The organism is Pseudomonas sp. P116 (assembly GCF_020149425.1).
Classification (GTDB): domain Bacteria; phylum Pseudomonadota; class Gammaproteobacteria; order Pseudomonadales; family Pseudomonadaceae; genus Aquipseudomonas; species Aquipseudomonas anatoliensis.
Genome location: NZ_JACVHB010000012.1, coordinates 1 through 9965, shown reverse-complemented (window position 1 = coordinate 9965; position 9965 = coordinate 1). Strand labels below are relative to the sequence as shown.

The following is a 9965-nucleotide window of genomic DNA, read 5'->3' as shown; positions in this document are numbered from 1 at the left end:
CATTATGCGAACCGTCCTATGCGGAGCTGGGGGACTCTGGAGGCTGCTTTTCACCTGATGATCAGCGTTAAGGTGTTGCTACTAGCAACACACGTTCAGGACGATGACCCCTAGGCTTGGCCATCTGCCTCGATACGAATCTTGGCGCGTGCAACAACGGCCATGGCTTCGGCAATGAAAGCCGCGTCACCGGTGTCATGTGCATCAGCCAAAAATACAGCTACGGCCTCTGAATCAACCAGCGAGTCTGCTGGGTCATAATCACAAATTGGCTCTGTCATCTGATCACCTGGAGAAAATAATGAACCCGAAACCCAAGGCTAAAAATACGAGCTGGAAAGTCAAATGCCAGGATGCAGCTGATGGCACTGGCGATTTAATCATACCGCTGACTGACGATCTCCTGTCGGCCATCAAGTTGGCCAGCGGCGACAAACTCGACCTGGAAGTTAAACCTAACGGCACGATAATCCTGACGCCAGTTCGTGCGTAGGACTAATTCAGCCATCTATGCGCCTGATGGCTGCAGCCCATAAAGCACATGGGTTGTTACCGATTACACGTGATTTACTGGGTGCTAATTTCCTTTCCTTGAGAGATAGCGTTCAAATTTGGAAGATAACGAGCAAGAATGAGCTACCCCTAGTTCATCTGTTGAGCTACCCTCCTCCTTTTAATAGCCTTTTAGCATAACTATACTAAATGACTATTTAGTTTAGTTATATTGGTTCGACCAGAATAGGTGTCAGAAAAAGCACAAGCTCTGTGCTGGTTGATACTGTCGAGCTGCTGGTAAACAACCACTTGAAGCCAGGAATCTTCCCCAGGTATGGCACGCGTCTAACGACTGTTGTATCCAGATCCGAGTAGACACCACCCAAAGCAATAGTCTGGCCAAACGGCGAAAAAACCCGTGAAGTCAGCGAGGTCGTGTTGATCGGAGGAACGCCATTCATGGCATTAGAATAATCAGGCTCATCCTTTGAAAGAATGACATCCAGCAGCACTCCTTTACCGTTAACTATCGGAGTCACGTCGAGCGACAAGGCGGCCTGCTTAAACGATGTGGAGGTTGCACCATCGCCGGCCGATTGCTGATAAGGAACCTCAGACCCTTTAACAATTTTGGCTTGATGACGGTCAGAAGTGTAAACGCGAGGGCTGGAAATCACCCTGCCCCTGCCCTCCTGCTCCATCGCTGAAAGCCTGGCATCGAGCGTCAAAGCACTTGAAACAATGCCAACAGTACCTATCGCACCAGAGGCGAAGCCAAGTGGTACAGAGCCTGAAACAGTCCCGGCACCGCTGCCTACAGTGCCACCCCATTGGACGCCCAGGTTCTTGGAGTAAGAGCGATCAACCTCGACGATACGAGCCTGGATCATCACTTGCTTTCTAGAGTAATCAACCGCGGTAATCAAACTTTTGAGCTGCTCTAAACGCAACTTGCTCATTCTGGCAACGATGATCGAAGAACCGTCTTCAAAGTTTAAAGTCTCCCCAGGATCAAGCGGAAATGCTTTTATAGCATCTGAAGCCAAAATGTTATGTACCTTAAAAATTGAAACATCGAATAAATTTCCGCCAAAAGATGGATTGGTTTGAATTGGCTGGTCTTGCCCAGTACCGTATGAACTTGCCGAATTTGCATCACCTGGACGTGGATAACCGCTGACGCGAAGAAACTTACCTTCGACAGCGTATAAAAGCCCTTTTGTCGATGTTACATATTCAATAGCTTCATCCCAGCTTACATCTTTCATTCGCATAGAAAGCGAACCGCGAATGTTTTCGTCTAACACAAGATTCAAACCACGGTAATCAGCCAAAAGCTGCAAAGCGGATGAAACCGGAATAGTCTGAAAATCAAACGTCAGTTGTTGAGGAGCAATTTCCGCCTGGGAAAAGGAAACAAAGAAGGACAGGAGTACAGCAACATAAAAACGGCGCAGAGAATTAAAGGTATTCATGGCATGAGTCCAGGTAGGTGGTTGATTCATTGGGCGCGGTCTTAGCGCTACGCTAAAGACCTCCCCCAATTAATCCACCTGTAATTGGATTGGGTTTTTTTAATGACCAATTAGTAATCTTAGAACCGTCAATTACACAATAAACTTCGGTAAAGTCAGGAAAATAGCGACAGTGAGAGAAAGAAATGTATCGAGTGTTCCCATTATTGTCAGCAATCAAAGCAAGAGCCTCGGACACAATCCTTGAAGATGGATCAGGCTTTGAAGGATGAACAAAGCCAACCAGCCGCCAAGTCGTTGAAATTGGAGGTTCAAAAGGCTTAGGCGTCTGTTTTGATGTTATTTCAACGTGATTCTGGTTAATGGTAACGGGAGCTTTTGCTGTAAAGAAGAAGTATTTAATGCCCCAAATACCCACAAGCACGCTAACAATAAATGTTCCGAAGGTTGCCCAAATACCAAATGACCGCAAAATACTAGATCGACCATCAGCAGACGTTTCATCACCTACACCGCCCGAAGTAGATTGAGTTGCAGAGCTATAGAAGGAAAAAATTTCTTTTTTAAAGGTGCCTGAAGTAGTCCTGATAAGTTTGGATTTCGACGGAGAGTCACCAGTAACACCACCACTATAGATATCAACCTTAAATACCTTTTTGCTGAATTTTCTAATTCGGTAAGTGGTTTCAATAAGAAGACGCACCCAGGAGGAAATCTGAGCTAAGTCCTGAGTGACCAGGACGACGCGCATAGAGTAGTTTTTTTCATCTACGCGGTGCCTATGTTCTGCCAATAGGGCTTTATCTACAGGGTTAGCGTGGTTTGCATTCTGGCCCGCAGGCCAGCGCCTCCAGCACTCGTCGATGATGGCAACACAACCATTAGGAAATAGCTCAGAAAGATCAGGACGCTCATACCAGTCAAGTGGTAGCTGAGTGATGTTCCCACCAAAAGAAGCCAATAGATCATCAATAGATAAAGGGATATTCGTTACAACATGCCTGTCTTGCTTTAGAGACGGTATTACAACGTGTTCCACGACACCGTAGCTTTTACCGTGTCCAGGTTTGCCAACATAAGCATGAATAGCCATGAGTCACCCAATAAACGGAATGCGACGAACAAGAAAGCGCAAGACGTAAGCGCTAGTCACAACAGTTATCCCGAAAGGAATTTTCATGATCGCCATGAAATACCAAACAGAAGGCGATATTTGAGAAAATAACTGTCCGGCATTATCGACAAGGCCAATGATAAAGCTAGAACCGATTAGGCTAAGAACAGCCTCCCAAAGCCAACCAGCAATAGCTAAAGGAACTTCAATAATGAAATCTAATATCTGCTCTAAGATACTCAAGATCCACTTGGCAAAAGCACTCATAAAACCCCCTGTTAAAAATTAAGCTGACATAAAAATACGAAATGCCAATAAAGACCAAGCAGCAAGGAAAACAGCACTCAAAATAGGAGCAATAGATTCAAACAGCGCACAGTGCGAATCAAAAAAGATGGGTGTAGAAAATATTGTTACGTAGGCAAATGGACAAGTCCCTCCCCCAGCAGAGTTAATGCTTCGCTTAAATCCCTCGACAGACTGCCCAAAAGTAGATTGAACATATTTGCTGCTCATTCCAGATACAAAACCATTGTATTTAGTAGCATTACCTTCGTTCGTAAAACGCTTGGTATCTAGCTGGCCAGGAGAAGTAAATCCAAGTTCAGACCCATCACCTGCACCGCCATCATTACCACCTCCGTCTCCACCAGGATCACCACCTGGATCAGGTGGAGTAGTTACATTAAGAGAGTCACCAACAGCGGGCTGCTGGTAACCAACCTCGCCAGTACAAGCAGAATTTGAAGAATCAAGACCTACAAAATAATTGCAAAATCCTGAAGAGGTAGAACCGGTATTTAAATAACAAGTGCTCGCAGTGGCTGAGGAAGCCAAGTAGGAACACGAATTATGGCAAATATCTTGAGTTATCGAGGAAACAGACCAAGAAATATAGTATTTATCGGCTGATTTAATAGCTGATGAATCAGGGCCGCGTGACTCTAGAGTGTCCTCACAAATTATAGTGTTCGAGCCGATAATGGAAAAATTAGCATTCTTGAGGATGCCACCATGAGTATAAGTATAGGAACAGGTTTTCCTCGTTGGAGTGTCTACTATACAAGCACCTGGAGTGTAGTTCTTATAAAGCCCACTATCGTCAAACGCAGCAAGGTAAACGACTGCAAACTGTTCTGCCGTAGGAGAGTTAGCAGCAGCCGCGCACTGAGTGGGATAAAGACTAGTTGAAGAGCAAACCCAGCCAGCCGAAGCATTTGAAGAAAAGACAAGAGCTAGAAAAAAAGGTAGCGCGAGGAAATATCTCATTTCACCACCCCGTAAAGACTGCGAAAGCGCAACCTGTTCCGATGCAAAACATCGCGAAGTAATAGAGCTGATCCATTCTGCACTCCAAAATTTAGAGAAAAAAAGGGCGCCCGAAGACGCCCAGGTGAACCAAAACCGGTAACTTAGCTCCGAAGGAAACCAAGTACGATTTTTGCACCCTTGATACCGGCATAAACCCCGGCGAGGATCCCAGCAACCGCCAGAACACCAACGGAGATAGTGCTGAAATCAATGGAGGAAGTCAGGCCGGTATAATCCCAACCACCAGTACCCTCAGCTGCGAAAACAGCAGGAGCGGACAGCGCAGCAGAAACAGCAAAAAAAAGGGTCTTTTTAAACATGGATAAATCCTCAAGCTTGTTTGATGAAATTTAAGAACGCCCGAATCCCCATCGACATAACCATAAAGCTGCCAACCAGGGTGAAACCGGCGCCGAAAGCTTGGCCCAATACAGTTGGGTCAAGTTGTGAAAGGTCAAATGGGGGAATGTATGGAACAGAAACCCAATCAACCGAGCACGAAGGAGCACCGCCCTGAATAATTAAATCACCAGGGCAATGCAATAAACCGGACATTACGCAGACTTCTGAGGTGTTGAAGACGAAGCAGCACCAGAATTAATACGGCGGCCTTGGCGCGGATCAACTTCAAAAATAAGACGGTCATCACGAACCTGTGCAATCACATCACATTCGTACTTTCCAGGCTGAGGTACTTGCTGAGGCGTCTCAGCGTAAAAAGTACATTTCTGTGGATATGGAATATTTGGCAAGTGTGCATATGCCTCAAACATGCAATATGGCTTACCTGATTTGGCAGCAGTGCCACTACGGTGATTGCCGGTTACTTCAACTACGATAACGTTAGACATGTAATGCCCTTATCTCAGTGTTGGAAAGCCAGGAACAAAGCCAAGCTTATGGGGTGCCCAACTGGGCGGGTAAATGAAAAATTAATTTTTTGCGAATACAAAACTTATCCACTTAAAAACAAAATACAGCGTAGGGCTAGCGAACAGAACAACAAGAATAAATTGATATACGTCCATAAAGTCACCCTATCTCAATGTTGGAAAGCCAGAATCGGTGCCGGGCTTACGGCATACCAAACTGGGCGAAGTTAATTCAAAAATTAACGATATGTTATCCAGTCGATATACATAACAAATATTTTATTTGGAAAGATATCACCAAGCGGAGTAAGTTTAAAAAACTCAGTTTGAATCATTTGGAGTGCCCTTATCTCAGTGTTGGAAAGCCAGGAACAGAACCAGGCTTACGGTATGCCCAACTTGGGGCGACGGCTTCAGGGTTACGCCTGAATGTTTTAAATTTTCGTGCCGAGCGCTGACGAGCTACTTCCTGCTCAGCCAGTGCAGATAGAAACAAACGCATAAGACTATTAACCCCAGCGCGTTCATCATATTGAGGATCGTTGAGAGCATTTACGAACTCCGTTTCTACGGCAAATCGAAGGTTTAGATAGGCGTCACGATTCATTAAAAACCCATCCATTCAGCAACAGAGGTTGTTCCCGATTCTTGACGCTCTACAAACCAGATGCGCTCTGGCTTGACGCCCTGCTCTTTCCGGGCCTCGACAGCCCTAAGAGTTGATTCAACTTGTTGAACCAAAATCGGATTCATAAATGAGGATCGTACCTGCTGCTGATCAAGCAAACGCCGTTGCTGGCCACTAGTAAGCTGAACACCCTGAAAACTAACGGTTCTCACGCTGCAACCTGCTGAAGGTGGTTGGGGCGCTGATACCAAGTTGGTATTGTTAAAACGGCTTTCGTAACTTCGCGACATTGACGAACAAATACAGGGGCGAAGCGGCTGGTATCACATGCGTTACGTATATTGATACCGATCCGATTAAGGCGCGCAGCATGGGTTTGGACTTGCTTCTTTGAAAAGTCAAATCGCTGTCCATGCATCCATTGAATCGCGTACATGGCCGTAGTATTAGCGGCGCGTGTGGTATCAACAATGTTTTCAGCAAGAAGCTGCTCGCTAATACTTACGATGTCCATCGCAGTCACCTTTAACTTTTCATCTATTTTTAGAAACTCGCTGTGGAGTTCGGCCAAACGCCTTTCATCAAATAAGCCCCAATAGCAAAGAGCCTCACGCTGTAGATATTCGCTTTTAAGCTCTTGTTCCATGCGGACCACGCCTTCTTGTGCGCAGTAATTTCTAACCCGCTCAACATATTTATATTCATCGGAGTTCTCACCAAAGAATCGTTTTATCTTTGGGAGACTGTTTTGGTCCATCTCGAAAGACTTATCGTAGGCCTTTCTATATTGAAGACGGCCGCCTTTGCCGTTACCTTTCGGAGTCCAAGCAACAGTGCGTCCATTGGGATAAAGAAAGCCGATGGAGTGCCCGATGCGCTGACTTGAAACACCTCGCAAATAGGCAACAACATTGCCCTCCCCCAACGAAACATTGGTGGTCAAATCGATGCGTTCAATCTTTGCCCCATCGGCAATACGGTCACCAGACTTTGCACCAGACTCGCCTTGCCGAATATCAAGGCGTGTGCAGCGCGAGAATCCTGGAAGCCCATAATCCCGTAACAATGAGTTGTAAACAGAAACGCACTGCTCGATAGAGGTGAATCCAAACAAGTTGTCCAACCGCCCTACCCGACTGGGATTTCCCTCAACACGGACTTTTCGGCCCTGGACGTGAATGGTGACGGATGTGGAAAAGCTGGCCTCATGCTTAAAACGTGGCTGACGAGTGCTTAGCACCTCATTTGTGTTCGCATCGATCGTCAAAGTCAGCACGTCGCACACGATCGGCAAATCATGCTGATGCTCCTGCGAAATCGTCAGCCAATCGATGAACATCCGAAATCCTGTCAAGCCACTAAATGATGTGGTTAAGACTACGATATATTGTGGCGAGACGGCAAGTGTAATTTGGTGGCTTTAGCCACCACATATCGGTGGTGTATGGATATACAGGGGTTAAATTAGATGCATCAAACTGGCGCGGTTGAAATCCAAATGAGCATCGGCGAAAACATCAGAATAAAGCGGGAGGACATAGGTCTTTCCCAGAAGGCTCTGGCCGAAGCCATCGGCAGCGGAGAAAACACGGTTGCAGGCTGGGAGAAAGGAAAAAATGCCCCTCCCGGCGACAAAGTAGTGAGCATGGCAAAGCTTTTTGGGTGCGCTACAGATGAAATCTTGCTAGACGAGAGCGAGCGCGACGTGGCACCAGAAATGAGGGCATTGCTCAGAAGATTCAGTGACTTGCCAGACAATATAAAGCCTCTGGCACGTAGCGTAATGACGTCCCTGCTGGCAACCATCGAGAACGAAGCCGGCAGAAACAGCGGGGAAAAACCTAGCTGGCCTGTGTCCGAGTGACCGTGGGAAACCACGGTAAAGTGGGGGTGTAACAGCACCCCCACCTCAAACGGCAGAAAACCGGCCTATCAGAATTTTCGGTATCCCGAGAGCGCAAACGGTCTCGGCGTAAAAAATCAAAATGGGGATGCAGGTATGACCACGGAAACCATGTCCGACAGAATTGCTCAATCAGTTAAAGACTCGCTAAAAAGCGAGTTTGGAAAAATTGGAGACTCGGTTAAAGAAGCCATCAGAACCGAGCTGGACAAATATGGCACTGGCAAAACCCACGACGAAACGATCTACGATTACCTGCTAATAACCGGCGTGAGTGGCATAGGCGAATCGATGCCGTCCGAGTTCAAAAGCATGCCAGAAAGCACGAAGGAATCGATCATTTCTGCGCTTATGAAAGAGCTGAAGCCCGGAGACGGCATAAAATTTTCAGACGATCAAAAGATTCCGTTTTGGGTGCAAGCGACGCCTCTGGATGAGGGGTTTAGGCCTTCCAAAACCGCGTCTCAGAAGCGCTGGATAAGACTTGATTCAATCACCCAAGTAATCCCCAAATCTTTGTCCGGCGGCGAAGATGAGCCTCAAACAGCAAGGATTTGGGCGCTCGCCGTTGAAGCAAACAATCAAAAATACTACGTAACAAGCAAAGAATTTAAAGGCGAAGCAATCAGGGAGCCAGAAAGGAAGATCCTGGATGCCATTACCAAGGCGGTTTCAGTATCAAATTCTGGAGCAGGACTTGGCTTATTTTGATGAGAGGCTGGGGCATTTTTTGTACTGAGAAGTAGCCGAAAAATAGCAGCTTGATAGCAGGTAGATAGCAGTCAAATAGCTGTTAGATAGCTAGAAAGTAGCAATGCCACCAACCGGTAGCCCCGGCGATAAATCATTCAGTGTTACCAAAAACGAAGCGCTAGATAATCGGACCTGCCGGGACCTGTCCGGCGATAGCGCTACGCGTCACGGGACCGTGCAAGCTTCGCACAAAACCTGGGTCAATACCTTGGGGTGATCAGAGCGCGAAGTGACACCAGAGCGACTATAGGCATTTTGACGCGACAAAAAACCCCAGGGCTCTCACGGGCGCTGGGGTTTTTCTTTGGGCGATAGACCGGCCGGCTTTGCCGGGTGTCGGCGCACCAGGTGCAACGCAAAAACGGAAATCTGCGACGCGCCTAATGCCCTGCGGGCAGGTCGAGGTCAGCAGGATCTACTGAGAAACGCGATCCAGCAGCAGAGCTGCGGCGGTGCGGGCACCTTCAATAATCTCGTTGGCCTCTTTCAGTTCCATCTGAAGGGCCTCCACCAGAATTTCAAGATCGCCAATCGCAAGGCGCAAATGCTGGTACTGGTTGGCCGCATGCAAAAAGGCCTTTGAGGCGGTGTTGGTGCGGGTTTGACGCTTGAGCGTTTCAACGAAGTCGCTGTCAGCATCGAGGATCTTTACGAGCATTCGGTACCACTCCTGTTAACCAGGTAGAGCACCTGGGCAGAGGAATAGTACCAAAATGAAGGCGCCCTGCAAGTCATTTTAGTACCAAAATACACGTTGCCGGCAAAGCAAGGACGAGCGGTATGGTACTAATTAAGTGGCTCTACAGGTGCTGAATCACTGGCCTGGTCGCACAAGACCACAAGCTTCACGCCAAATGCGAGCCGCTTCAGGGACTCGGAAGTAGACGTCTTCAAAGCCACCACCAGCGCCGTGCACTATCTCCCAGTGTGTTGCATTTGGATCATTTCCGAAAAGCGCACCGCCGTCTGCCAAGATATGGTCAGACTCGTCTCGGACGTAATAAGGCTGCTGAATCGCGGGATGAGACTTGAAAGAATCAATAGTGGCGATGGGCAAAACGGAGACCAAAAGTGTATGACTGCCGTCACACTCTGAATGACCGCAAGGAAAAGTGACCCTGAAGTCAGGCTTCCAATTGGACACGGCGGACACATTTGAACTCCATTGCCACCCAGCAAGATCAAAAAACGCGGCCCATCGAGCAAGCAATTCGGTTTGAAATTCTAATCCTTTATAGCTCACAGACATCTTGCTGCTCCTCGACTACCCCTGATGATGACCTCAAGAGTACAGCGAAAAAAAGGCCTCGCATAATAGACGTTATGGCTAAATCCTCGCCGGGGCTTCGCGATTTTCCCGGCGTCGGATTCTGCCCGTTCGGGCGGCTTCGCTACCATAACGTCGGCCTCATTA

Annotated in this window: 15 protein-coding genes; 3 read left to right on the top strand and 12 right to left on the bottom strand. The window is 47.4% G+C overall.

All coding sequences use genetic code 11. From position 1 onward, the window contains the following. Nucleotides 1-110 precede the first annotated feature (110 nt). Entirely contained in the window at nucleotides 111-281 is a 171-nt protein-coding gene (locus ICA15_RS28405; protein WP_224450942.1) for a hypothetical protein, read from the bottom strand. A 20-nt stretch (nucleotides 282-301) separates the two neighbouring features. On the opposite strand from ICA15_RS28405, the gene ICA15_RS28400 reads away from it, so the two are divergent. After that, entirely contained in the window at nucleotides 302-493 is a 192-nt protein-coding gene (locus tag ICA15_RS28400) for an AbrB/MazE/SpoVT family DNA-binding domain-containing protein (RefSeq protein WP_198719729.1), read from the top strand. Between the two features lie 226 nt (nucleotides 494-719). Here the strand turns inward: ICA15_RS28400 and ICA15_RS28395 are convergent, their stop codons facing one another. The 9 genes from ICA15_RS28395 to ICA15_RS28355 all read right to left on the bottom strand — a co-directional run bounded on the left by ICA15_RS28395 (nucleotide 720) and on the right by ICA15_RS28355 (nucleotide 7234). Then, nucleotides 720-1970 (bottom strand): hypothetical protein, encoded by a 1251-nt coding sequence (locus ICA15_RS28395; RefSeq protein ID WP_224450941.1) that lies wholly within the window; start codon nucleotides 1968-1970, stop codon nucleotides 720-722. A 52-nt stretch (nucleotides 1971-2022) separates the two neighbouring features. Then, nucleotides 2023-3063 (bottom strand): zonular occludens toxin domain-containing protein, encoded by a 1041-nt coding sequence (locus ICA15_RS28390; protein ID WP_224450940.1) that lies wholly within the window; start codon nucleotides 3061-3063, stop codon nucleotides 2023-2025. A 3-nt stretch (nucleotides 3064-3066) separates the two neighbouring features. Further along, complete coding sequence (locus ICA15_RS28385) at nucleotides 3067-3351, bottom strand: DUF2523 family protein (protein ID WP_224450939.1); 285 nt, start codon at nucleotides 3349-3351, stop codon at nucleotides 3067-3069. Nucleotides 3352-3369: 18 nt separating this feature from the next. Further along, nucleotides 3370-4353 carry a hypothetical protein gene (locus tag ICA15_RS28380; RefSeq protein ID WP_224450938.1) on the bottom strand — a complete coding sequence of 328 codons (984 nt, stop codon included), beginning with the start codon at nucleotides 4351-4353 and terminating at the stop codon, nucleotides 3370-3372. 143 nt (nucleotides 4354-4496) lie between these two features. Beyond that, nucleotides 4497-4715 carry a major capsid protein gene (locus ICA15_RS28375; protein WP_224450937.1) on the bottom strand — a complete coding sequence of 73 codons (219 nt, stop codon included), beginning with the start codon at nucleotides 4713-4715 and terminating at the stop codon, nucleotides 4497-4499. Nucleotides 4716-4725: 10 nt separating this feature from the next. Then, the gene (locus tag ICA15_RS28370; protein WP_224450936.1) at nucleotides 4726-4950 is read right to left on the bottom strand and encodes a hypothetical protein; all 225 of its coding nucleotides are present in this window, start codon (nucleotides 4948-4950) and stop codon (nucleotides 4726-4728) included. Further along, a complete protein-coding gene (locus tag ICA15_RS28365; protein WP_224450935.1) occupies nucleotides 4950-5246 on the bottom strand; it encodes a propanediol utilization protein in 297 nt (98 codons plus the stop codon). Before ICA15_RS28365 ends, ICA15_RS28370 begins: the two co-directional genes overlap by 1 nt. A gap of 367 nt (nucleotides 5247-5613) precedes the next feature. Continuing rightward, nucleotides 5614-5874: a hypothetical protein gene (locus tag ICA15_RS28360; protein ID WP_224450934.1), complete on the bottom strand. Its 261-nt coding sequence runs from the start codon at nucleotides 5872-5874 to the stop codon at nucleotides 5614-5616. 229 nt (nucleotides 5875-6103) lie between these two features. Then, nucleotides 6104-7234 carry a phage/plasmid replication protein gene (locus ICA15_RS28355; RefSeq protein ID WP_224450933.1) on the bottom strand — a complete coding sequence of 377 codons (1131 nt, stop codon included), beginning with the start codon at nucleotides 7232-7234 and terminating at the stop codon, nucleotides 6104-6106. Between the two features lie 129 nt (nucleotides 7235-7363). Between ICA15_RS28355 and ICA15_RS28350 the strand changes: the two genes are divergently transcribed. Further along, nucleotides 7364-7759 (top strand): helix-turn-helix domain-containing protein, encoded by a 396-nt coding sequence (locus ICA15_RS28350; protein ID WP_224450932.1) that lies wholly within the window; start codon nucleotides 7364-7366, stop codon nucleotides 7757-7759. A gap of 135 nt (nucleotides 7760-7894) precedes the next feature. Next, nucleotides 7895-8509 carry a hypothetical protein gene (locus tag ICA15_RS28345; protein ID WP_224450931.1) on the top strand — a complete coding sequence of 205 codons (615 nt, stop codon included), beginning with the start codon at nucleotides 7895-7897 and terminating at the stop codon, nucleotides 8507-8509. Nucleotides 8510-8966: 457 nt separating this feature from the next. Here the strand turns inward: ICA15_RS28345 and ICA15_RS28340 are convergent, their stop codons facing one another. After that, nucleotides 8967-9209 (bottom strand): hypothetical protein, encoded by a 243-nt coding sequence (locus tag ICA15_RS28340; protein WP_224450930.1) that lies wholly within the window; start codon nucleotides 9207-9209, stop codon nucleotides 8967-8969. Between the two features lie 156 nt (nucleotides 9210-9365). Beyond that, entirely contained in the window at nucleotides 9366-9800 is a 435-nt protein-coding gene (locus ICA15_RS28335; RefSeq protein ID WP_224450929.1) for a hypothetical protein, read from the bottom strand. Nucleotides 9801-9965 lie beyond the last annotated feature (165 nt).

Excerpts from the sequence above, each read along its gene's own strand:
- ICA15_RS28360 (WP_224450934.1), bottom strand. The coding sequence starts at position 5,874 with ATGAATCGTGACGCCTATCTAAACCTTCGATTTGCCGTAGAAACGGAG.
- ICA15_RS28400 (WP_198719729.1), top strand. The coding sequence starts at position 302 with ATGAACCCGAAACCCAAGGCTAAAAATACGAGCTGGAAAGTCAAATGC.
- ICA15_RS28370 (WP_224450936.1), bottom strand. The coding sequence starts at position 4,950 with ATGTCCGGTTTATTGCATTGCCCTGGTGATTTAATTATTCAGGGCGGT.
- ICA15_RS28385 (WP_224450939.1), bottom strand. The coding sequence starts at position 3,351 with ATGAGTGCTTTTGCCAAGTGGATCTTGAGTATCTTAGAGCAGATATTA.
- ICA15_RS28405 (WP_224450942.1), bottom strand. The coding sequence starts at position 281 with ATGACAGAGCCAATTTGTGATTATGACCCAGCAGACTCGCTGGTTGAT.
- ICA15_RS28350 (WP_224450932.1), top strand. The coding sequence starts at position 7,364 with ATGCATCAAACTGGCGCGGTTGAAATCCAAATGAGCATCGGCGAAAAC.
- ICA15_RS28380 (WP_224450938.1), bottom strand. The coding sequence starts at position 4,353 with ATGAGATATTTCCTCGCGCTACCTTTTTTTCTAGCTCTTGTCTTTTCT.
- ICA15_RS28340 (WP_224450930.1), bottom strand. The coding sequence starts at position 9,209 with ATGCTCGTAAAGATCCTCGATGCTGACAGCGACTTCGTTGAAACGCTC.
- ICA15_RS28395 (WP_224450941.1), bottom strand. The coding sequence starts at position 1,970 with ATGAATACCTTTAATTCTCTGCGCCGTTTTTATGTTGCTGTACTCCTG.
- ICA15_RS28335 (WP_224450929.1), bottom strand. The coding sequence starts at position 9,800 with ATGTCTGTGAGCTATAAAGGATTAGAATTTCAAACCGAATTGCTTGCT.
- ICA15_RS28355 (WP_224450933.1), bottom strand. The coding sequence starts at position 7,234 with ATGTTCATCGATTGGCTGACGATTTCGCAGGAGCATCAGCATGATTTG.
- ICA15_RS28390 (WP_224450940.1), bottom strand. The coding sequence starts at position 3,063 with ATGGCTATTCATGCTTATGTTGGCAAACCTGGACACGGTAAAAGCTAC.
- ICA15_RS28375 (WP_224450937.1), bottom strand. The coding sequence starts at position 4,715 with ATGTTTAAAAAGACCCTTTTTTTTGCTGTTTCTGCTGCGCTGTCCGCT.
- ICA15_RS28365 (WP_224450935.1), bottom strand. The coding sequence starts at position 5,246 with ATGTCTAACGTTATCGTAGTTGAAGTAACCGGCAATCACCGTAGTGGC.
- ICA15_RS28345 (WP_224450931.1), top strand. The coding sequence starts at position 7,895 with ATGACCACGGAAACCATGTCCGACAGAATTGCTCAATCAGTTAAAGAC.